The sequence below is a fragment of the Corynebacterium fournieri genome, from assembly GCF_030408775.1.
In the GTDB taxonomy this organism is placed as follows: Bacteria; Actinomycetota; Actinomycetes; order Mycobacteriales; family Mycobacteriaceae; genus Corynebacterium; species Corynebacterium fournieri.
Genome location: NZ_CP047210.1, coordinates 1,419,494 through 1,440,746, shown reverse-complemented (window position 1 = coordinate 1,440,746; position 21,253 = coordinate 1,419,494). Strand labels below are relative to the sequence as shown.

Sequence of the window (21,253 nt, the reverse complement as noted above, 5' to 3'; positions counted from 1 at the left end):
CTCACACGCGCATGGTCAGCAGCGTGCCGTTGAGGGCAACGTTGAAGCTGGCAGCGGCGGCAATGTCGGCGACGTCTTCGGCGCACGCGGCGAGATGTGGCGCCAGCGCTTTGGCCAACTCGCCCTTGTACTTCTTGTTGAAGTGGCTGACCACCTTGCCCGTGACTGCCTGTTCCACGCGCACCGTCACCGCGCCCGGCACAGGGCCGAGCTGCTGGTAGGCGCCGGAGCGCATGTCCACCACGAAGTCCTGCTCGGCCAACGCTTCCGTCACGGCCGAGCCCCACCACGCCTTCATCGTTGTCCCGCCCAGCTTGGAGCCGCCGGAGACGCGGTAGCGGGGGATGAGATCCCCGGCGCGAACCAGCCCGAACAACGCCGATCCCACGGCAAGGCGGGGCAGGGCGTCCGCGGGCAGCGTGGCCGCGTCGAGCGCGTCGTAGAGCACGCCGGTGTAGCGCTGGATCGCGGGCATGACCGGCGCCGTGCGCAGCGCCAGGTTCTCCTCGGCCTCTTGGCGCTTGCCGGCGGGGATTTTCAGCTCGGACATCATGGTGTTGACGGGGGTGTGCGTGAGCTCGTCGAGAAGCAACGTGCGCACCGGATCCAGCGAAGAAAACGACAGTTCCATCGGGGCGGTTGTGCCGCCGGGTGCTTTGGTCTCAGATGGCGGGAGCACGATCAGCATGCGCAAAACCCTAGCGGTAAACTGCCAAACCATGATTACACGCCTGTCCACGCTGTTCCTGCGCACCTTGCGCGAAGACCCTGCCGATGCTGAAGTGCCCAGCCACAAGCTGCTGGTGCGCGCGGGTTATGTGCGCCGCGCCGCGCCCGGCGTGTACTCCTGGCTGCCGCTTGGCCTGCGCGCGCTGCGCAAGATTGAGGGTGTGGTGCGTGAGGAGATGGACGCGATGGGCGGCCAGGAGCTGCTCTTCCCGGCGCTGTTGCCGCGCGAGCCCTACGAGGCAACCAACCGTTGGGCCGAGTACGGCGACGACCTGTTCCGCCTCAAGGACCGCAAGGGCGCGGACATGCTGCTCGGGCCGACGCACGAGGAGATGTTCACCACCGCGGTCAAGGACCTCTATTCCTCCTACAAGGATTTCCCGGTCACGCTGTACCAGATTCAGACCAAGTACCGCGACGAGGCGCGTCCGCGCGCTGGCATACTGCGCGGGCGCGAGTTTGTAATGAAAGACAGCTACTCCTTCGACATGTCGGATGAGGGCCTGGAGCAGTCCTACGCCAACCACCGCGCTGCCTACCAGCGCATCTTCGACCGTGTGGGCCTACGCTACGAGATTTGCAAGGCCACCTCCGGCGCGATGGGCGGCTCCGCGTCCGAGGAATTTTTGGCCTACTCCGACAACGGCGAGGACACCTTTGTCATCTCCACGGCGGGCGATTACGCCGCCAACGTGGAGGCAGTGACCACGGTGGCACCGGCACCGCGCGCGTTCGACGGGCTGCCCGAGGCCGTCGAGCACGACACACCGTCGTCCGAGACCATCGCTGCGCTCGTGGAGTGGGCGCAGGGCGCAGGTGTGCTTGTCGACGGGCGTTCCGCCGAAGCCGCCGACACCCTCAAGTGCATGATGGTCAAAGTCGACGACCCGCGTGCAGTGGATGACAACGGTGAGCCGGTCGGCCCGCAGCTGGTGGGCGTACTCATCCCGGGTGACCGTGAACTGGACGAAAAGCGCCTCGAGGCCTCGCTAGAGCCGGCCACCTTCGAGCTGGCCAGCGACGAGGACTTTGCAAAGAACGATTTCCTGGTCAAGGGTTACGTCGGTCCGCGTGCGCTGCAGGCCAACGGTGTGCGGCTGCTTGCAGATCCGCGCGTGGTCGACGGCACCGCCTGGATCACCGGCGCCGACGCCCCGCAGCGGCACGTGGTGGGCCTTGTCGCCGGCCGCGACTTCACCGTCGACGGCACCATCGAGGCCGCCGAGATCAAGGCAGGCGACCCGTCGCCGTCCGGCAACGGCACCGTGGAGCTCGCCCGCGGCATCGAGCTGGGCCACATCTTCCAGCTCGGACGCAAGTACACCGAGGCGATGGACGTGCAGATCCTGGACGAAAACGGCAAGCGCGCCGTGCCCACGATGGGCTCCTACGGCATCGGCATCTCCCGCATGCTCGCCGTGGTTGCAGAGCAGCGCCACGACGACAAGGGGCTGATCTGGCCGGTGGAGATCGCCCCGTACCAGGTGCACGTTGCGGTGGCGAACAAGGATGCGGCGGCGCTCGAGGCGGGCGACCGCATCACCGCCGAGCTGTCCGACGCGGGCCTCGAGGTGCTTTTCGACGACCGCCCCAAGGTTTCCCCGGGCGTGAAGTTCAAGGACGCCGAGCTGCTGGGCATGCCGTTCATCGTCATCCTGGGCCGCTCGTTTAAAGACGGCATTGTGGAGCTGCGCATCCGCGGCGGCGAGACCTTGGAGGTACCGGCCGACGAGATCGTGGCGAAGGTGCAGGAGCTCGTCCGCGGCTAAGAAAGCCGGCGCCGCCTACGCGCGCTGCGCCTGGGCCGCGAGGCGTATTGCGTTCTCGCGCCACTGCGCAGATTCGGCGTGGGCGGCCTGGTAGCGCCACTGTTTGACCAGGTCGCTCTGCATGGTTTTGACCAGCTGGGCGGCCTCTTCGGCATCTGCCGGCTCGGCGTAGCCGTCGGCGAATTCGTACCCGCTGGCCGGAACCTTCGCCTCCCCGTCAGCGGTATCCAGTAGCTGGGACAGTACAGCGGTGCGCTCGTGGCAGGCCTTGCGCAGGATGCCGATGCGCTCGCGCAGTTCGGGGCCGGCGTATGCAAGAGCGATGCCGAGCCCGTAGTCGACAGCGTTTTCGCGGGCGAGCATGTCGCGCACAGCTTCGGCGTCAGCGGGGTCTGCCACTGGGACTGTCACTGCATCCGAAGCAGGATCGGTCAGGGCATCGAGGTCGACGGGGGAGAGCGCGAGTGCGTCGATAGCCTGGGCGACGACGAGGTCGACGGTTTCGGAGGGAACCTTGTCAGCAGCTGCGACGGTGCGCTCGAGCAGCGCGTCCGCGTTCGACGCGGCGGGCAGGTCCGTGTCGCCGTAAGCAACGTCGCACGAGGCAGGCGTGTTGCCGGCGGTGTCGAGGCCGCACAACCTCCGCGCCTCGTTTTGCAGCTCATCGCCTTGCGCTTTGCGCAGTTCGCGCCACTGCTCGCTGGCCGGGTCGCCGAAGACCCAGTCGGCGGAGGCCTGCTTCGCAAGCGCCATCACCTCACCATTGGCTCGCGGGCCAACGATGTCCATCACGGTGCAGCTGGTGAGCAAAAGCGCGGCGGCGGGAAGCAGGAGGAGTTTCTTCACGCGCTGCACGTTACACGCTAGGTTTGTTCGCATGGCTTTTCCCACGAACGACGACCTCGAGCGCATGGTTGCACCCGTTGCGCGCACCTACGGCATGGACATCGAAAAGATCCGCACGGTGAAAGCCGGCAAGAAGTCGCAGGTGGTAATCGCACTCGATTCGGACACCCACCCGACGCTCGACGAGCTCGAGGAAGTCTCCAACGAGCTGTCGCAGCTGTTCGACGACGCAGAACAGCGCGGCGAGGTGAACTTCGGCGCCGGGTACACCCTGGAGCTGACCACACCGGGCGTAGACCTGCCGTTGACTGAGGCGCGACATTTCCGCCGCAACCGCGGCCGCAAGGTGAAGGTGGGCGAGCAGCAGTGGCGCGTGGGCCCGCTCGACGCTGAGGAATCGCACGTCGCGCTTGTTCGCGTGAACAAAAAGGCTGAAGAGGTCCGTATTTCCCCGGTTTCTGAAATTTCTGGCGCAGTGGTAGAAATTGAGTTCAAAGCCCCGCCGGCCGCAGAGGCTGAGCTGGCGGACCGGGCGTTTGAAGATCTTGAGGCCGCAGCAGCGGAAGGAAAGGAACACAAGTGAATATCGACTTGAACGCGCTGAAGGCGATCGAGGAGCAGCAGGGGATCGCCATGGAGGATTTGCTGGCGACTATCGCGAACGCGCTGCTGTTCTCCTACCGCGAGTTCAAGGAGGGGGAGTCCAACGCCGACGCTAAGGCTCGCGTGGACATCGACACCGAGACCGGCGATGTGGCTGTCATTGTCAGCGAGTTGGACGCCGAGGGCGAGGTCGTCTCCGAGTACGACGACACGCCGGTGAATTTCTCCCGCATCGGTTCCGTGGCAGTGCGCGACGCCATCAAGGGGCGTCTGCGCCAGGCGGAGGCGGGCCGCGTCTACGACGAGTACGCAGGCTTTGAGGGCGAGGTCGTCTCCGGCATCGTGCAGCGAGACGCGCAGGCGGAGTCCCGCGGGCTGAACATCGTTCAGCTGGGCACAGAGGCTGATCCGCAGGACGGCATCCTGCTGCCGGCGGAGAAGATCCCGGGTGAAGTGCTGCGCCACGGCGACCGCATCAAGGCTTATGTGGTGGGTGTGAACAAGGGTGACAGGCGCGTGCAGGTTAACCTGTCGCGTACGCACCCGGAGCTCGTGCGCGGCCTGTTCGCGCTCGAGGTGCCGGAGGTCGCGGACGGCTCGGTGGAGATCGTGGGCATCGCCCGCGAGGCCGGCCACCGCTCCAAGGTTGCCGTGCGCGCGACCGTCAAGGGCGTCAACGCGAAGGGTGCCTGCATCGGCCCCCGCGGCGCCCGCGTTACCAACATCATGTCCGAACTCGGCGGCGAGAAGATCGACATCATCGACTGGGACGAGGATCCGGCAAAGTACGTCGGCAATTCGCTCGCCCCGTCGAAGGTGGTCAACGTCGAGGTGCTGGACCGCGAGGCGCAGGCCGCCCGTGTGACCGTGCCGGATTACCAGCTCTCCCTGGCCATCGGCAAAGAGGGCCAAAACGCCCGGTTGGCTGCCCGCCTGACTGGCTGGAAGATCGACATCCGCTCTGACGCGGACTCGGCTGAGTAGACGGCAGTAGCCCCTCAGGAAAATTACACCCCTGTAACCAGGAAACCCGCTGGAAATATAGATCCAGCGGGTTTTGGCGTACAGTGTTATACGGCTTTTGTGTCCGCACGTTCAGGTGCGGCGACCGAGTTAGCAGATGAAAGGACGGGATGCGAATGGGTGTTGCTCGCAAGCAGCCGATTCGCACCCGCACCTGTATCGCCACCCGTACCGCGCAGCCGGATACCCAGCTGCTGCGGGTCGTCGCCGATCCGGACGTGCCGGGGCGGATCCTCGCAGACCCGGGCAGGAACCTTCCTGGCCGGGGCGCGTGGATTACGCCCTCGCTGGATGCAGTCGAGCTGGCGGAACAACGTCGCGCCTTCGGGCGAGCGCTCCGTCTGTCCACTGCGGTGGACCTAGGTCATGTACGTACGTACCTTGCGTCGTCGCAAAGCACTTGCGACGAGGTGAACGACCCAGACGAAAAAGGAAAGACTGAACACTGATGAGTACGCAACGATGAAGCAGCATCAGCGATGAATGTCACTGACCACGTCTAGGGGCAGGTAGCCGGAAGGGCACTGCTCCTAGCAACAACGAAGAGGAGATACGTGTCCGGAAAGCTACGCGTTCACGAGTTGGCCAAGCAGCTCGGCGTAACAAGTAAGGAACTGCTCGCCACGCTCAAGGAGCAGGGCGAGTTTGTGAAGACGGCGTCGTCGACGATCGAGCCGCCTGTCGTGAAGAAGATGAAGGCGCACTACGCCAAGCAGAACGGCGGCGACGATGCCGACGCCGAAAAGAAGAAGGAAGCTGCGCCGAAGAAGCCGCCGCTGAAAAAGCCGGGCCAGAACCGCGCCAAGCCGGCGGCGCCGAAGCCTGCGGCCTCCAAGCCCTCGAAGGCTGGAGAGAGCAAGCCCGCGGCACCCAAGCCGGTGCCGGGTGCCCCGAAGCCGTCTGCGGCGAAACCCGCTGCGGCGGAGCCGGCCCCGAAGCCGGCTGGTGGTGCGCCGAAGCCGGGCGCTCCCAAGCCTGGCGCGCCGAAGCCGGGCGCCGCGAAGCCTGGGGCGCCGAAGCCGGGTGCTGCGAAATCTGCCGCACCCAAGCCGGGTGCGCCGAAGCCGGGTGCGCCGAAGCCGGGTGCAGCGAAGTCGGATGCCCCGAAGCCGGGCGCTATGCCGCGTCCCGTGCCCAAGCCGGGCCGTCCGCGCGTAGCCAACAACCCGTTCTCTTCCAACACCGGTGGCCAGCGTCCGCCGCGTCCGGGCGGCGGACGTCCGGGCCAGGGCCAGGGTCGTCCCGGCCAGGGTGGCCCGCGTCCTGGTGGCGCACGCAAGGGCGGCGGCTCCCGTCCGTCGCCGGCTGACATGCCGGCAGGTCCGTCCCCGACACAGATGCCGTCCAAGGCAGCTGCTCCGGGCGGCCGTGGTCGCGGCGGCGGCCGTGGCCGTGGTGGCGGCCCGGGCGGCCCGCGTTTCGGCGGCGGTGGCGGTTTCCGCGGTCGCGGTGGTCGTCGCGGCGGTACTGCGGGCGCATTCGGCCGTCCGGGTGGTGCACCCGGCAAGCGCCGTAAGTCCAAGGGCCAGAAGAGGGCCGAGTACGAAGAGATGCACAAGCCGAACGTCATCGGTGGCGTTCGTCTGCCAGACGGCGGCGGCAAGACCGTTCGCCTGCGTCAGGGCGCGACCCTGTCCGACCTGGCGGAGAAGATCAACACCGATGCGTCGTCGCTGGTGCAGGCGCTGTTCAACCTCGGTGAGATGGTGACCGCAACGCAGTCCGTGTCTGAGGACACGCTGCAGTTGCTCGGCGCCGAGATCAACTACGAGGTGCAGATCGTCTCTCCGGAGGACGAGGACCGCGAGCTGCTCGAGTCCTTCGACCTGCAGTTCGGCGAGGACATCGGTGGCGAAGAGGCGCTGGAGAAGCGTCCTCCTGTGGTTTCCGTCATGGGCCACGTCGACCACGGTAAGACCCGACTTCTGGATTCGGTCCGAAACGCCAACGTGGGCCGCGGCGAGGCCGGCGGCATCACCCAGGGCATCGGTGCGTACCAGACCGAGGTCACCCTCGAAGACGAGCCGCGCAAGATCACGTTCCTGGATACCCCGGGCCACGAGGCGTTTACCGCCATGCGTGCCCGCGGTGCGAAGTCGACCGACCTTGCCATTTTGGTGGTCGCGGCGGACGACGGCGTGATGCCGCAGACCGTTGAGGCGATCAACCACGCCAAGGCGGCGGACCTGCCCATCGTGGTTGCCGTGAACAAGGTGGATAAGCCGGAGGCGCAGCCGGACAAGATCCGCGGCCAGCTCACCGAGTACGGCCTGGTGCCGGAGGAGTACGGCGGCGACACCATGTTCATTGACATCTCCGCGAAGCAGGGCACTGGCATCGACGACCTGCTCGAGGCCGTCTTGCTCACCGCAGATGCGGCGCTGGAGCTCACGGCGAACCCGGACATGGACGCCCAGGGTGTGGCCATCGAGTCCCACCTGGACCGCGGCCGTGGCCCGGTGTCCACCGTGATCGTGCAGCGCGGCACGCTGCGTGTCGGCGACTCCATCGTCGTCGGCGGCAACTTCGGTCGCGTGCGTCGCATGGTCGATGAGTGGGGCAACGACGTCGATGAGGCGGGCCCGTCCCGCCCGGTGCAGGTCCAGGGCCTCAACGGCGTTCCTGGCCCTGGCGACAACCTGCTGGTGGTGGACGACGACCGTGTCGCTCGCCAGATTGCGGCGCAGCGCGATGCCCGTCACCGCGCCGCGATCCAGGCGCGCAGCAAGAAGCGCGTCTCCCTGGAGAACCTGGATCAGGCGCTCAAGGAGACGAGCCAGCTCAACCTCATCCTCAAGGGCGACAACGCCGGTTCGGTGGAGGCCCTGGAAGAGGCGCTGCTCAAGATCGAGATCGACGACGAGGTCGAGGTCAACATCATCGACCGCGGCGTCGGTGCTGTGACGCAGACGAACGTCTCCCTTGCTGCGGCGTCGGATGCGGTGATCATTGGCTTCAATGTTCGCGCTGACGGCAAGGCCACCGAGGAGGCGAACGCTGAAGGCGTGGAGATCCGCTACTACTCGGTGATCTACCAGGCCATCGAGGACGTCGAGAACGCGCTCAAGGGCATGCTCAAGCCCATCTACGAGGAGCGCGATCTGGGCGAGGCGGAGATCCGCCAGATCTTCAAGGCCTCCTCTGTCGGCCTCATCGCCGGCTGCATGGTCACCGAGGGCAAGGTCAAGCGCGGTGCAAAGCTGCGCCTGGTCCGCGACGGCAACGTCATCACTCCGGACGCGACCATCGAGTCGCTGCGCCGCGAGAAGGACGATGTCAACGAGGTGGCCAAGGGCTACGAGTGCGGCATGGTGCTGTCCTACCCGGATATCCAGGTCGGCGACACCATCCAGACCTACGAGATGGTTGAGGTGCCGCGCGATTAGCCGTTGCTGAAGCAATTGCTTCTCGACGCCAACCCCCGTTCCGCGCGACCCGCGCAGGACGGGGGTTACACTATTGCAAGTTTCGTTCAAAGGAGTTGAGCATGGCTGAGAATCCTCGCGCGCAGCGCCTGGCAAAGCAGATTCAGACGATCGTTGCGTCGGCTATCGAGCGTGAAGTGAAAGACCCCCGCATGGAGCTGGTCACTGTCACCGACACCCGCGTCACCGGCGACCTGCACGACGCTACGGTCTACTACACGGTGCGCGGCCGCGACATCAACGACGAGCCGGACTACGACCAGGCGGCAGAGGCACTCAACCGTGCCCGCGGCCAGATCCGCAAGATCGTAGGCGACCAGCTCAGCGTTCGCTTCACCCCGACGATTTCCTTCGAGCGCGACACCGTGCCGGAGTCCTCCGCCCACATGGAGGAGCTGCTCAACCGCGCCCGTGCGCGCGACGAGGAGCTGGCGAAGCTACGGGCGAATGCGACACCGGCGGGGGAGAGCGACCCGTACAAGCGCACTGGTGATGATGTCTAGCAAGACACCGAGGTACCTGCAGGAGGCGGCGGCGCTGTTTGAGGCCGCCGCCTCCCGTGTGCGAGAGGTTGAGAAGGTGTCGGTGGTGGCGCACATCAAACCCGACGCGGACGCGATCGGCTCGGCGTGCGCTCTGACGGCGGGTCTGCGCAAGCTGGGAAAGGACGCGCAGGCCTATATCGGCCAACCGCTGCCGCACTCCGCCAACATGCGCACGATCCCCGGCGTCGAGGACATCCGCTACGGTGAGCCGTTGCCTGAGGACGGGTTGGTGATCACCGTGGACTGCGCCTCCGCCGACCGCACCGGCGCACATATGAGCACGATCCTGAAGGACCCATCGCGGGTGGTTGTGATCGACCATCACAACACCAACCCCGGCTTCGGCGGGTTGAACATGATCGTGGAAAGCGAATCCACCACAGTGATGGTCCGCGAGCTGCTGGGGTACTTGGGCGTGGAGCTGGATCCGGACATTGCATACGCGCTGTACGCGGGGCTGATCACGGATACCGGCAGCTTCCGGTGGGGCACCCCGCGGATGCATGAGCTCGCCGCCGAGCTGATGGAGTACGGCTTAAATACCCGCCAGATCGCTCTCGATCTGATGGACACGATGGGCCCGGTGGATTTGCAGCTGATGGGCGCGGTGCTAGCTAAAACCCAGATCGTGCCCGCGAACGGGCTTTCTGTGGCAGTGTTGACCATCCCGTCCGGCATCCACTCACGGATGAGCCAGACTGCCGTGGAGGCGATCATCGACTACGCAAGGGCGCTCGAGGGCACCGACGTGGGAGTGGTGCTTAAGGAGCAGTCCCCGAAGAGCTGGGCGTTGTCGCTGCGCTCCACGGTGGTGGACGTCTCCGCCGTCGCCCAGCGCCTCGGCGGCGGCGGACACAAGGCGGCGGCGGGGTATTCCGCTTCCGGCCACCGCAACGAGGTCATCCGCGATCTACTCAGCGCTTTGCCGCAGCGCGACGCGTCCGATGAGTAGGGCGCGCGGAGCAGCTGAGCGCTCGCTCGGCCACCAGATTTTGTTGCTCGCCCTGCCCGCGCTTGGCGTGTTGGCGGCGAACCCGCTGTACCTGCTGCTGGATACGGCAGTCGTGGGACGGTTGGGCACCGCTGAACTCGCGGCGCTGGCCGCAGGCGCGGCTATCCAGTCCACGGTGACAACGCAGCTGACGTTTTTGTCCTACGGCACCACCGCGCGCAGCTCCCGGTTCTTTGGGGCCGGCCGGCGCGAAGATGCAGTGGCGGAAGGAGTGCAGGCCACCTGGGTTGCGCTCGGCGTCGGCACACTGCTGGCGCTGATCGTGGGCATCTTCGCGCAGCCGCTCGCCCAGGCACTCGCAGGCGACCACGCCACGGGTGCGCGCGCGGCCCAGTGGATGCATGTCTCCGCGTTCGCGGTGCCGATGACATTGGTGATCATGGCTGGCAACGGCTGGATGCGCGGCGTGCAAAACACCAAGCTGCCCTTTTACCTCACATTGTGCGGGCTGGTACCGGGGGCTGCGCTGCTGCCCGTTTTGGTGGGCCGCTTCGGCCTCGTCGGCTCTGCGGTGGCCAACGTGATTGGCATGGGCATCACCGCGACGCTGTTTCTCGTGGTGCTGGCGCGCGAGCACCGCTCCTACGGCGGCAGCTGGGCGCCGCGCTGGAGCGTGATCAAGCGTCAGCTCATACTCGGCCGGGATCTGATTTTGCGGTCGTTGTCCTTCCAGGTTTCGCTGCTTACCGCGGCTGCGGTCGCAGGCCGCATCGGGGTTGTCGCGCTGGCCGCGCACCAGCTGATGCTGCAGCTGTGGAATTTCCTGACGCTCGTGCTGGACTCGCTGGCCATTGCGGCGCAGACTCTCACCGGTTCCGCGCTGGGGCGCGCCGGCGCGGAGGAAGCGCGCGACGTTGGCGCGCAGACGCTGCGGTACTCGCTCGGGTTCGCAGTCGCGCTGTCAGCCGTCTTCGCGGTGTTTGCCGCGCCGATCCAGGGGCTGTTTACCTCGGACCCGGAGGTCGTCGATGCGCTGCGTATCCCGTGGTTCCTGCTCATCGGCATGATCCTGGTCGGCGGAGCCGTCTTCGCCCTCGACGGGGTGCTCCTCGGCGCTGCCGACGCCGCATTCTTGCGCAACCTGACACTGTTTTCCCTTTTGGGAGTAGCACTGCCGATCATCCTCGCCTCCGGCGTGTTTGGCTGGGGGCTGACTGGCATCTGGGTCGGCCAGCTCGGCCAGGTGCTCGCCCGCCTGGTCGGCGTGGTGTGGCGCTTTCGGTCAATGCGGTGGGCCGCAGGTGGTGCGGATGGTAAGAATGAGGAATGACCACCACGCTCTGGGCCGTCAGCGACCTGCACGCGGCGGTGAAGCGCAACGGCCCGAAAATAGACGCCATCACGCCGGCTGACCCGTCGGACTGGCTCATCGTCGCAGGCGATGTGGCCGAGCGGCCGGAGCTGATCATCCAGGTGATGGAGGATCTTGCCAGCCGGTTCCACACAGTGATTTGGGTGCCAGGCAACCACGAGCTGTTCTGTCGTTCCGCAGATCGCCACCGGGGCCGCGAGAAATACACCATGTTGGTGCAGGCGATGCGCTCCATCGGGGTGGTGACGCCGGAGGACCGCTACCCGGTGTTCGGCGGGGTGACTATTTGCCCGCTGTTTACGCTCTACGACTACTCGTTTCGTGCCCGCGACCTGACCGTCGAAGAAGCGTTGGCCGCAGCGCATGACCACAACGTGGTCATGACCGATGAAGTTGCGATCGCCCCGTTCGTGGATATCCGCGCGTGGTGCTGGGACCGCCTCGCCTACACCACAAAGCGGCTTTCCCGCATCAACGGCCCGACTGTTCTGGTCAACCACTGGCCCTTAATCCAGGAACCTGTGCAGCGCATGCAGTGGTCGGACATCGCCCTGTGGTGCGGCACGCGGCATACCCGCACGTGGGCCCAACGCTACAACGCGCAGGCAGTCGTGTACGGTCACCTGCACATGCCGGGGGTGACAACTGTCGACGGAATCCCGCACATCGAGGCCTCCCTCGGCTACCCGCGCGAATGGGAGCACTACCCGTCCGCCCGGCCGTTTCCGTACCCGGTCATGGAGGTTGAACAGTGATGCAGGACATCTCGCTGTTTCCTCCCGAGGCGCGCTGCGTGTTCTTTCTCACCGACGATGCGTCGGATCTGACCCGCTACGAGGACCTGCTGCCCGACGAGCGCGACGAGGTCAGCGCGGCCGTGGACGTGCGCAAAGGCGAGTTCGGCGACGCACGCTGGTGCGCCCACCAGGCGTTGCGCGAGCTCGGCGTGGAATCCGCCGGTGCGATTTTGCGCGGCGAGCGCGGCATGCCGTTGTGGCCTGAAGGCTTCACGGGGTCGCTGACACATACCGAAGGCCTGCGCGCCGCCGTGGCCGCGCCGAAGCGCCACGTGCACTCGATGGGGCTGGATGCCGAGCCCGCGGAGCCGTTGCCGGACGGGGTGTTGCGCTCTATTGCCAGCCCCACCGAAATCGAGATGGTTTCGCAGCTGCAGGCGGACGGCTACACCTGGGCGGACCGGCTGTTGTTCTGCGCCAAGGAAGCGACATATAAGTGCTGGTACCCGATGACGCGGCGCTGGCTCGATTTCGACGAAGCGGAAATCGAGCTGCGCCCGGACGGCACGTTTACCTCCCAGCTGTTGGCGCGGCCTGCGCCGGTCCCGCTGTTCGAGGGGCGCTGGGTGCAGCGCTGCGGCTACGTCATCGCCGCCACCTACGTGCGTTAAGCGCGGCGTGTTGCCGCTACAGCGCGCTATAGCGTCGATGGCCGCGCAACAAACACCGTCGCTAGCCGCTTGCCCTTTTCTTTCACCAGCGCCACCGCGCGCCCGTCCGGTCCGACAGCGGCGTGCACGCCGTGCAGCCCTCTCGGCTCGAGCCATTTGCCCATCGCCAACGCGTCGTACTCCTTGGCCGTGACCTCGAGCACCGGCCATGCGCGGGTGAGCGCCTCGTCCAAGCTGAGGGAGAGTTCAGCCGCGTTTTCGAGTTGGTCGAGCGTGCGGGCATCGGCGAGGGCGAAGGATCCGACGCGGCAGCGTCGTAAAGCAATCAAATGCCCGCCCACACCGAGCGCTGCGCCGAGGTCGCGCCCCAGCGAGCGAATGTAGGTGCCGGAAGAGCAGTGCACACGCGCGTCCACGTCCACGTATTCGGCGTTGCGGCGAATTTCGCCGAGCTCGAAGGAATGGATGGTGACTTCGCGCGCGGGGATGTCCACCTCCTCTCCGGCGCGCACCAGCTCGTGCGCGCGGCGTCCGCCGATCTTGATGGCGGAGACCTTCGACGGCACCTGCATGATCGTGCCGGTCAGCTTCTCCACCTCCGCGCGGATCTCCTCCTCGCGCACCTCGGACGCATCGTGCTTGTCGACGAGTTCACCTTCGGCGTCGTCCGTCGTCGTTGAAGCCCCGAGGCGGATCGTGGTTTCGTACACCTTGTCCTCGGCCACGAGGTGGGCCAAAAGCTTCGTGCCGCGCTCGATGCCCGCCACCAACACCCCGGTGGCCATCGGGTCCAGCGTGCCGGCGTGGCCGACCTTGCGGGTGCCGAAGATGCGGCGCAGGCGTGCGACAACGTCGTGGCTGGTCATCCCAGCGGGCTTGTCCACGACGACGATTCCAGAGGTTGCGAGGGCATCGTTCATGCTTGCCGAGTATGCCGTACTGTATTGCCCCGTGGATATTCTGCGCGGGCTTGCGAGTGTGCCGGCTTCCTTTGCGGAGACCGGAACGGTAGTCACTATCGGTGTGTTCGACGGAGTGCACCGCGGACACCAGTTGCTCATTTCCCAGGCGGTGGACGCTGCCCGCGAGCTTGGCACGCCGTGCGTGGTGATGACTTTTGACCCGCACCCGGTGACGATTTTCGCGCCCGAGCACGCACCGCAGGAGCTGCTGCCGCTCGAGGAGCGCGCCCGCCACATCGCCGAGCTGGGGGTGGACGCGCTTCTCGTCATCGACTTCCGCGAGGAACTCGCCGGACTGAGCCCGAAGGCCTACATGGACGACGTGCTTGTGGGCACCCTGGGCGCACAGCACGTCCTGGTGGGGGAGAACTTCACCTTCGGCCGCGACGCCGCCGGCACCGCGACGACGATGGCCCAGCTGGGGGAGCAGGCGGGCGTGGACGTGACCATCGTGCAGCTGCTCGGCGACGGCGACGTGCGCATCTGCTCCACCGCGATTCGGGATCACCTCTCAGGCGGCGATGTCGCCCTGGCCACGGATTACATGGGTCGGCCGTTTTCCGTGGTTGCTCCGGTTGAGCGTGGGGCTGGCCGCGGCGGCAGGGAGCTGGGCTACCCGACGGCGAACCAGTACGCGTCCGAGACCGCCGCCGTGCCGGCGGACGGTGTCTACGCCGGGTGGCTGACCATCATCGACGACGGCGCGATCGACGGCGACATGGAACCGGGCGTGCGCTACCCGGCGGCGATCTCCGTCGGTACGAACCCGACGTTCGGGGACGCGCGGCGCAGCGTGGAGTCATTCGTGCTGGACCGCGACGCAGATCTGTACGGGCGCATGGCGCGCGTGGAGTTCGTGGAGAAAGTCCGCGACATGCTCAAGTTCAACTCGGTGGACGAGCTGCTGGATAACATGGCCCGTGACGTGGAAAAAACCCGTGAGATTTTAGGAGTGGCGTAAATGGCCCGCAAACTCATTCTGGACGTGGACACCGGTATCGACGACGCGCTCGCGATCGCGTACGCACTCGCTTCGCCGGAGCTCGATCTCATCGGTGTCACCTGCACCTACGGCAACGTGGAGGTGCCGCAGGCGGTGCGTAACACCCTGGCCATCCTCGAGCTTTTCGGCCGCACCGACGTGCCCGTGTACGCCGGCCCGCAGCGCGACGGCTTCGAGGTCATGGAGATCTCGCAGTTCATCCACGGCGTCAACGGCATCGGCGAGGCTGAGCTTTACGACGCCGCACGTGCCGTCGAGCCCGGCTCCGCCGTAGGTTTTCTGGTGCAGTCGGTCCACCGGTACGGGCAAGACCTGGTCATCGTGCCTGTCGGGCCGCTGACCACGGTTGCTGCGGCTGTTCAGGCCGACGAGAACTTCGCATCCCGTGCCCACATCGTGTGCATGGGCGGCGCGTTGACCGTCCCCGGCAACGTCACGGCGTGCGCCGAGGCGAACATCAACCAGGACCCGGAGGCGGCAGACTTGGTGTTCCGCCAGTGCGAGGACGTCACCATGGTCGGCTTGGACGTCACCTTGCAAACGCTTCTGACCACCGTTGAAACGAAGCGCTGGAAAGACCTCGAAACCGCCGGCGGGGACTTTTTGGCCGAGGCGACCAACTACTACATCAAGGCGTACGAGACCACGTCGCCGCACCTGGGAGGCTGCGGCCTGCACGACCCGCTGGCAGTAGCCGTGGCGGCAGACCCGAGCCTGGTGGAGACGCTGGCAATTAACCTGAAGGTGGATACCGAAGGGCCGTCGAGAGGCCGCACCATCGCCGACGAGACGTGCCTGAATGATCCGGTGAAGTCCGCCCGCGTCGCGGTGGGAGTGGACGTCGAGCGGTTCTTGGAGGAGTTCATGCGCCGTTTGACCGGTTTGGCCCGCCAGACGGAGGTCGTGTAACCTCTTGCGAGGTCTTGCACCATCCGACTGTGGTTCGCGGCAGTCACGGTGCAGCTGCAAAGACTTTCCGTAGAGCGCGAACTGAAATACCCAAGGAGCACACTCATGGCACTGTCCACTGAGAAGAAGGCAGAGATCCTCAAGACGTACGGCCTGCACGAGACCGACACCGGCTCTCCGGAGGCACAGGTTGCGCTGCTTACCGAGCGCATCAACAACCTGACCGAGCACCTGAAGGATCACCAGCACGACCACCACTCCCGTCGTGGCCTGCTGCTGCTGGTCGGCCGCCGTCGCGGTCTGCTGAAGTACCTGCGAGAGAACAACGTCGAGCGCTACCGTGACCTGATCGGTCGCCTGGGCCTGCGCCGCTAAGCTAGCGCCCGAAAAGACGCCTCACCTGCGTGGTGGGGCGTTTTTTGTTATCATCATTGGCCGTTGCACGAGTACACGACACAGGCGGCACCGATGATCGCCAGAAACCTTCAAGGAGAGGGATCCTTTTGAGCAACTTCAAGCCCAAGAATACTTTCGACGTCCAGGTGGACGAGGAATTCGGCATCACCGAGGCAGTAGCCACCCTGGATAACGGCGACTTCGGCTCCCGCATCATCCGTTTTGAAACCGGCCAGCTGGCCCGCCAGGCGGACGGCTCTGTGACCACCTACCTCGACGAAGAGACGATGCTGCTGGCCACCACCACCGCATCCAACCAGCCGCGCGAGGACTTCGACTTCTTCCCGTTGACCGTGGATGTGGAAGAGCGCATGTATGCCGCCGGCAAGATCCCGGGCTCCTTCTTCCGTCGCGAGGGCCGCCCGTCCACGCAGGCAATCCTGGCCTGCCGCCTGATCGACCGCCCGCTGCGCCCGACCTTTGTCAAAGGGCTGCGCAACGAGGTCCAGGTTGTCATCACCGTAATGTCGCAGCACCCGGAGGAGTACTACGACGTCGTTGCCATCAACGGCGCCTCCGCCGCCACTCAGCTGTCCGGCCTGCCGGTGTCCGGCCCGGTCGGCGGCGTGCGCATGGCCCTGTTGGCGGACGACAAGCACCCGGAGGGCCAGTGGGTGGCCTTCCCAAACCACGAGCAGCACGAGCGTTGCCTGTTCGAGATGGTTGTCGCCGGTCGCATGGTCGAGCGCAAGCGCGGCCGCAAGACTGAAGAAGACGTCGCCATCATGATGGTCGAGGCTGGCGCCGGCGTGAACGTGGTCAAGCAGGTCGAGGCCGGCTACCCAGCACCGACCGAGTCGACGGTCGCCGAAGGCATCGAGGCCGCCAAGCCGTTCATTGAAACCCTGTGCCGCGCCCAGCGCAGCCTGGCGGAGGAGATGGCCAAGGACACCAAAGAGTTCCAGCTCTTCCCGGCCTACTCCGACAAGGTCTTCAACGCCGTGGAGAAAAAGGCGTCGAAGAAGCTGTCCAAGCTGCTCACCATCAAGGGCAAGGCGGAGCGCGACGAGGCGACGAACGCCTACATGGAAGAGATCGAGGAGGCGCTCATCGACGACTTCGACATCGACGACGACGAGCGCGAGGAGCTCGCTGCAGCTTCCAAGGAGATCCGCGCCGCTTACAACGCGGTAATGAAGCAGATCGTGCGCGAGAAGATCCTCACCGAGGGCTTCCGCATCGACGGCCGCGGCGTGACCGACATCCGCGACCTTGAGGTCGAGGTGCAGCTCGTCCCGCGCGCGCACGGCTCGGCGCTGTTCGAGCGTGGCGAGACCCAGATCCTCGGCGTGACCACGCTGGACATGCTGAAGATGGAGCAGCACCTGGATTCACTTCACCCGGAGGTGTCCAAGCGCTACATCCACCACTACAACTTCCCGCCGTACTCCACCGGTGAGACCGGCCGCGTCGGCTCCCCGAAGCGCCGCGAGATCGGCCACGGCGCACTCGCGGAGCGCGCGCTGGTGCCGGTCATCCCGTCGCGCGAGGAGTTCCCGTACACCATCCGCCAGGTCTCCGAGGCCCTCGGCTCCAACGGATCCACCTCCATGGGGTCTGTGTGCGCGTCCACGCTGTCGCTGTACAACGCGGGCGTGCCGCTGGCAGCTCCTGTCGCCGGCATCGCGATGGGCCTGGTGTCCGGCGAGGTCAACGGCGAAACCGAGTACGTGACCCTGACCGACATCCTTGGCGCCGAGGACGCGTTCGGCGACATGGACTTCAAGGTTGCCGGCACCCGCGAGTTCATCACCGCGCTGCAGCTGGACACCAAGCTCGACGGCATCCCGTCGTCTGTGCTGGCAGGCGCGCTGAACCAGGCGCGCGACGCCCGCGAGGCGATCCTGGACACCATGGCTGAGGTCATCGAGGGCCCGGATGAGATGAGCTCCCTGGCGCCGAAGATCACCACCGTGAAGGTTCCCGTGGGCAAGATCGGCGAGGTCATCGGCCCGAAGGGCAAAACCATCAACCAGATCACCGAGGACACCGGCGCTGAGGTCTCCATCGAAGACGACGGCACCGTGTTCGTCTCCGCGGCCTCCGGCGAGGCAGCGGACGCGGCGATTGAGAAGATCAACGCCATCGCCAACCCGCAGATGCCGAAGGTGGGCGAGCGCTACCTCGGCACCGTGGTCAAGACCGTGGCGTTCGGCGCGTTCGTGTCTATCCTGCCTGGCACCGACGGCCTGATCCACATCTCCAACCTGGGCGGCAACACCCGCGTGGAAAACGTCGAGGACGTCATCAACGTCGGCGACAAGGTCGAGGTGGAAATCCGCGACATCGACAACCGCGGCAAGATCTCGCTCGTGCCTGTGGAGGACGGCGAGTAACTGTAGACGTCGAAAAGCGGGCGCCCTTTCTCATGGGTGCCCGCTTTTGCTGTTGCTTGACGACGTTTCCTACGGCAAAAACCGCAGCTTCCGGCCGAGGTCCAGCGCCGTGGTGAGCAGCTGCCCGTAGTACTTGCGCGGCAGGAAGCCGGGGCCGCGCATTGGCATGATGCGCTGGGCAGAGATGTTTTTCACCTCGGTGTATTTGGTGATGCCCTCGGGCCCGTGGCGGCGCGCCATTCCGGACTCTTTGACGCCGCCGAGCGGGGTGGAAACGCTCGCCCATGTGGAGGCGTAGCCGTCGTTGATGGTCACGCTGCCGGACTCGATGCGCTCGGCGAGCTTCCAGGCGGTGGACGGCGCGGCGAAGACGGAGGCGTTCAGGCCGTAGTTGAGGCTGTTGGCAAGGTCGACAGCCTCGTCGAGGTCGCGCACCTTTTGCACGTAGACGACTGGGCCGAAGACCTCCTGGTCACGCAGCTTCGCGTCCTCGGGCACGTCGGTGAGGATGGTCGGGGCGAAGTGGAACGGGCCGACGTCCGGGCGGGCCTTGCCGCCGGTGACAATGTTCGCGCCCTTGGACACAGCGTCGTCGACGAAGTCCTGGACGCGCTCCAGTTGCTCCTGGTGGATCAACGAGCCCATGGAGTAATCCCAGTTCAGGCCTTTGCCCAAGGTGATGGATTCGGTTGCCTTCTGCAGCGCCCGCAAGAACGTCTCGTAGACGGATTCGTGGACGTAGATGCGCTCGATGGACACGCAAAGCTGGCCGGAGTTGGAAAAGCACGCGGTAGCAATAGTGTCGGCGTGCTTGGCGATGTCTGCATCCGGGGCGACGATCATCGCGTTTTTGCCGCCGAGTTCCGCCGAGTAGCCCACCAGGCGCTCGCCGACGGTGCGGCCGAGGATCTTGCCGGTGGCGGTAGAGCCAGTAAACATCAAGTAGTCGCACTGCTGGGCGATAGCGCCGCCGACGACGGTGCCCGAGCCGGTGACGATTTGGAAGAGATCCCTGGGAAGACCGGCGTTGATGAGCAGCTTTTTGGCGATGATGTTGGAAAACGGGGTGGTGGAGTCCGGTTTGGCCACCACAGCGTTGCCTGCGATCAGCGCGGCGATCGCATCAGAGATGCCCAGCGCCAGCGGGTAGTTCCACGGGCTGATCTGGCCGACCACTCCCTTGGGGTAACGCTGTTCCTTGGTGGTGGTGATCAGCGGAAAGGCGCCGGCGCGGCGCTTGGGGGAAAGAAAACGCTCTGCATTGTTGGCGTAGTAGCGGGCGTTGTTAAGTACGTCGAGCACCTCGTCGAAGGCGGCGGCGCGGTCTTTGCCCGTTTCGAGCTGGACGATGTCCGCGAGCAGGTCCTGGCGCTTGAACACGATTGTGTGGAACCGCTCGAACACCTTCACCCGGTCGGTAAGAGGCGTTTCGGCCCACTGACGTTGTGCGGCACGGGCGAGCCGGAACGCCTCATCGACGTCGGAGACGGTGCCGTTTCCCACGTAGCCCAGGTCGTCGGCGAAGAAAGGGGAGCGCACGACAGTGCTGTCTTCGGCGGTGAGGGATCCGGTGGCGTAATTGGTGGTGAGCTCGAGAAGCCCGTCTACGAAGCGCTTCGGCAGCGCTTCTTCCTTGAGGCGGTTGGGAAGCATGGGTGTGTTTCTCCCGGGGTTTTCGGTGGTGTAAACAACCACGCCCCAGACCGTGGGCCCTGCTGGGTGGGTCTGGGGCGCGGTTGCTCAGATCAGTTTAGAAGGGGCAGCCTGCCGCGCGGCGTTGCGCGACCGGGTCGTCGCCGTCTTTCGGCGCGGCCGCGGACGCGCCGCTATCCGCGGTGCTCTTGGGCTGGTACGGGGTGATCTTCTTCGGTTCCTTGTACTTGCCGTCGATCATGCCGTTTTTAATCATCAACGACCGGCCCGGTTCCATGTAGCGCTTGTCCTCGGGCAGGATCTTGAACACACCGCGCACGAGGTTGGCAACGCGGTCGAAGCGGCGCTGGTCGCGCTTGGTCCACTCCAGCTCCAGGATCTCGCGTTCCTTGTCGTTGAGCGTGCCGATGGTCAGCCAGATCACGCTGTTCATCAGCGGCTTCCAAATCACTTTCCACACGGCCTCGGACACGCCGTCCGGCGCCTTGACCGGCTCAACGCGTGCGGTGCGCAGCGCGAAGTCCACCGTCTCATTGCGCTCCAGGACAGTGTCCTCCATCTCGTCGATGTAGGCGACCAGGTCGTCGTAGTTGTCGATGACGGGGCGCTCGGACAGGCCGTACATGTCCCACCAGGTCACGCCCTCGCGGACCAGCTGGTCCTTTTCGGCGTGGGTGAACGGGGTGCCAAACAGCTCCTGGGCGAGGATGACGCGGTAGACGAAGGTGGCGTGCGCCCACCAGTAGGTCTCCGGGTTCAGGGAGTGGTAACGCTCGCCATCGCGAAGCTTGCCCTTGATGTCTACGTGGTAGTCGCGGATCTGCTTGCCCAACTCGCCGCTTTCGTCGTAGATGGAGGCGATGATCTGCGGGGTGGAGCGCTCCAGACGGGCAAACGGCTCTTCAAAGAACTTGGAGTGGTCCAGAAGCGACTGGCCGATAGCCGGGTGCATGTTCTGCAGCACGCCCGTGTAGCCGCGAAGAAGTTGGAGGCGGCTGTCTGCGCCCCACTGCCACAGCAGGGAATCCGGTCCGAGGGGCGCGCGCTTCAGCTCGCGCCCCCGACCTTCTTTGACGGTGCCGTCGAGCAAATCGTCATAGCTTTCTTGAGACATGAGTGACCTCTTTCTTTTGGGGAAGGTCCGATGATGTGTGAAGCGTAACACAGGGGCATATGAGTGACGGACTGGGTCACGAAATATGTTTCTGCTGGCCTGGGCCATGCTTGGTGACAGAGGTAACTTGACTCATGATTTGTGTTAA

General features: G+C 65.5%; 19 protein-coding genes. 14 read left to right on the top strand and 5 right to left on the bottom strand.

The annotated features are described in order from the left end of the window. Position 1: 1 nt before the first annotated feature. On the bottom strand, positions 2-688 hold the full coding sequence (locus CFOUR_RS06990) for a YaaA family protein (RefSeq protein WP_085958510.1): 687 nt from the start codon (positions 686-688) through the stop codon (positions 2-4). 31 nt (positions 689-719) lie between these two features. On the opposite strand from CFOUR_RS06990, the gene CFOUR_RS06985 reads away from it, so the two are divergent. Then, positions 720-2,498 carry a proline--tRNA ligase gene (locus tag CFOUR_RS06985; RefSeq protein ID WP_290179065.1) on the top strand — a complete coding sequence of 593 codons (1,779 nt, stop codon included), beginning with the start codon at positions 720-722 and terminating at the stop codon, positions 2,496-2,498. A gap of 15 nt (positions 2,499-2,513) precedes the next feature. On the opposite strand, the gene CFOUR_RS06980 is transcribed toward CFOUR_RS06985, so the two are convergent. After that, the gene (locus CFOUR_RS06980) at positions 2,514-3,344 is read right to left on the bottom strand and encodes a DUF4439 domain-containing protein (RefSeq protein ID WP_230471860.1); all 831 of its coding nucleotides are present in this window, start codon (positions 3,342-3,344) and stop codon (positions 2,514-2,516) included. Positions 3,345-3,375: 31 nt separating this feature from the next. Here CFOUR_RS06980 and rimP point away from each other — a divergent pair, with 31 nt between their 5' ends. The 9 genes from rimP to CFOUR_RS06935 all read left to right on the top strand — a co-directional run bounded on the left by rimP (position 3,376) and on the right by CFOUR_RS06935 (position 12,672). After that, a complete protein-coding gene (gene rimP / locus CFOUR_RS06975) occupies positions 3,376-3,927 on the top strand; it encodes a ribosome maturation factor RimP (RefSeq protein ID WP_085958156.1) in 552 nt (183 codons plus the stop codon). Continuing rightward, positions 3,924-4,931, top strand: coding sequence for a transcription termination factor NusA (gene nusA, locus CFOUR_RS06970; RefSeq protein WP_085958155.1), 1,008 nt, complete (start codon positions 3,924-3,926; stop codon positions 4,929-4,931). Before rimP ends, nusA begins: the two co-directional genes overlap by 4 nt. 155 nt (positions 4,932-5,086) lie before the next feature. Continuing rightward, a complete protein-coding gene (locus tag CFOUR_RS06965; RefSeq protein ID WP_101706457.1) occupies positions 5,087-5,419 on the top strand; it encodes a YlxR family protein in 333 nt (110 codons plus the stop codon). 105 nt (positions 5,420-5,524) lie between these two features. After that, on the top strand, positions 5,525-8,356 hold the full coding sequence (gene infB / locus CFOUR_RS06960) for a translation initiation factor IF-2 (protein ID WP_290179064.1): 2,832 nt from the start codon (positions 5,525-5,527) through the stop codon (positions 8,354-8,356). Positions 8,357-8,457: 101 nt separating this feature from the next. Continuing rightward, on the top strand, positions 8,458-8,898 hold the full coding sequence (gene rbfA / locus CFOUR_RS06955; protein WP_085958154.1) for a 30S ribosome-binding factor RbfA: 441 nt from the start codon (positions 8,458-8,460) through the stop codon (positions 8,896-8,898). After that, positions 8,891-9,892 (top strand): DHH family phosphoesterase, encoded by a 1,002-nt coding sequence (locus CFOUR_RS06950; protein WP_085958153.1) that lies wholly within the window; start codon positions 8,891-8,893, stop codon positions 9,890-9,892. Before rbfA ends, CFOUR_RS06950 begins: the two co-directional genes overlap by 8 nt. Next, positions 9,885-11,222 (top strand): MATE family efflux transporter, encoded by a 1,338-nt coding sequence (locus CFOUR_RS06945; RefSeq protein ID WP_085958152.1) that lies wholly within the window; start codon positions 9,885-9,887, stop codon positions 11,220-11,222. Before CFOUR_RS06950 ends, CFOUR_RS06945 begins: the two co-directional genes overlap by 8 nt. Further along, positions 11,219-12,019 (top strand): metallophosphoesterase family protein, encoded by an 801-nt coding sequence (locus tag CFOUR_RS06940; protein WP_085958151.1) that lies wholly within the window; start codon positions 11,219-11,221, stop codon positions 12,017-12,019. Before CFOUR_RS06945 ends, CFOUR_RS06940 begins: the two co-directional genes overlap by 4 nt. Next, entirely contained in the window at positions 12,019-12,672 is a 654-nt protein-coding gene (locus tag CFOUR_RS06935; RefSeq protein ID WP_085958150.1) for a 4'-phosphopantetheinyl transferase family protein, read from the top strand. The genes CFOUR_RS06940 and CFOUR_RS06935 overlap by 1 nt, the downstream gene beginning before the upstream one ends. Positions 12,673-12,698: 26 nt before the next feature. On the opposite strand, the gene truB is transcribed toward CFOUR_RS06935, so the two are convergent. Further along, on the bottom strand, positions 12,699-13,592 hold the full coding sequence (gene truB, locus CFOUR_RS06930) for a tRNA pseudouridine(55) synthase TruB (protein WP_085958149.1): 894 nt from the start codon (positions 13,590-13,592) through the stop codon (positions 12,699-12,701). Between the two features lie 31 nt (positions 13,593-13,623). Here truB and CFOUR_RS06925 point away from each other — a divergent pair, with 31 nt between their 5' ends. From CFOUR_RS06925 to CFOUR_RS06910, 4 genes are all read left to right on the top strand, one after another. Continuing rightward, positions 13,624-14,595, top strand: a complete 972-nt coding sequence (locus CFOUR_RS06925; RefSeq protein WP_085958508.1) for a bifunctional riboflavin kinase/FAD synthetase — start codon at positions 13,624-13,626, stop codon at positions 14,593-14,595. Beyond that, complete coding sequence (locus CFOUR_RS06920; RefSeq protein ID WP_085958148.1) at positions 14,596-15,546, top strand: nucleoside hydrolase; 951 nt, start codon at positions 14,596-14,598, stop codon at positions 15,544-15,546. A gap of 105 nt (positions 15,547-15,651) precedes the next feature. After that, entirely contained in the window at positions 15,652-15,921 is a 270-nt protein-coding gene (rpsO, locus tag CFOUR_RS06915) for a 30S ribosomal protein S15 (protein ID WP_085958147.1), read from the top strand. 128 nt (positions 15,922-16,049) lie between these two features. Beyond that, the gene (locus tag CFOUR_RS06910) at positions 16,050-18,338 is read left to right on the top strand and encodes a polyribonucleotide nucleotidyltransferase (protein WP_085958146.1); all 2,289 of its coding nucleotides are present in this window, start codon (positions 16,050-16,052) and stop codon (positions 18,336-18,338) included. A 69-nt stretch (positions 18,339-18,407) separates the two neighbouring features. Here CFOUR_RS06910 and CFOUR_RS06905 read toward each other — a convergent pair whose 3' ends face one another. Next, positions 18,408-19,991, bottom strand: a complete 1,584-nt coding sequence (locus CFOUR_RS06905) for a succinic semialdehyde dehydrogenase (protein WP_085958145.1) — start codon at positions 19,989-19,991, stop codon at positions 18,408-18,410. A gap of 97 nt (positions 19,992-20,088) precedes the next feature. Beyond that, positions 20,089-21,105, bottom strand: coding sequence for an oxygenase MpaB family protein (locus tag CFOUR_RS06900; protein WP_085958144.1), 1,017 nt, complete (start codon positions 21,103-21,105; stop codon positions 20,089-20,091). Between the last annotated feature and the right edge of the window lie 148 nt (positions 21,106-21,253).

Bases quoted from the DNA above. Each gene is read 5' to 3' on its own strand.
- CFOUR_RS06990 (WP_085958510.1), bottom strand. From the start codon at position 688: ATGCTGATCGTGCTCCCGCCATCTGAGACCAAAGCACCCGGCGGCACA.
- CFOUR_RS06985 (WP_290179065.1), top strand. From the start codon at position 720: ATGATTACACGCCTGTCCACGCTGTTCCTGCGCACCTTGCGCGAAGAC.
- rimP (WP_085958156.1), top strand. From the start codon at position 3,376: ATGGCTTTTCCCACGAACGACGACCTCGAGCGCATGGTTGCACCCGTT.
- CFOUR_RS06965 (WP_101706457.1), top strand. From the start codon at position 5,087: ATGGGTGTTGCTCGCAAGCAGCCGATTCGCACCCGCACCTGTATCGCC.
- rbfA (WP_085958154.1), top strand. From the start codon at position 8,458: ATGGCTGAGAATCCTCGCGCGCAGCGCCTGGCAAAGCAGATTCAGACG.
- CFOUR_RS06950 (WP_085958153.1), top strand. From the start codon at position 8,891: ATGTCTAGCAAGACACCGAGGTACCTGCAGGAGGCGGCGGCGCTGTTT.
- CFOUR_RS06945 (WP_085958152.1), top strand. From the start codon at position 9,885: ATGAGTAGGGCGCGCGGAGCAGCTGAGCGCTCGCTCGGCCACCAGATT.
- CFOUR_RS06940 (WP_085958151.1), top strand. From the start codon at position 11,219: ATGACCACCACGCTCTGGGCCGTCAGCGACCTGCACGCGGCGGTGAAG.
- CFOUR_RS06935 (WP_085958150.1), top strand. From the start codon at position 12,019: ATGCAGGACATCTCGCTGTTTCCTCCCGAGGCGCGCTGCGTGTTCTTT.
- truB (WP_085958149.1), bottom strand. From the start codon at position 13,592: ATGAACGATGCCCTCGCAACCTCTGGAATCGTCGTCGTGGACAAGCCC.
- CFOUR_RS06920 (WP_085958148.1), top strand. From the start codon at position 14,596: ATGGCCCGCAAACTCATTCTGGACGTGGACACCGGTATCGACGACGCG.
- rpsO (WP_085958147.1), top strand. From the start codon at position 15,652: ATGGCACTGTCCACTGAGAAGAAGGCAGAGATCCTCAAGACGTACGGC.
- CFOUR_RS06905 (WP_085958145.1), bottom strand. From the start codon at position 19,991: ATGCTTCCCAACCGCCTCAAGGAAGAAGCGCTGCCGAAGCGCTTCGTA.
- CFOUR_RS06900 (WP_085958144.1), bottom strand. From the start codon at position 21,105: ATGTCTCAAGAAAGCTATGACGATTTGCTCGACGGCACCGTCAAAGAA.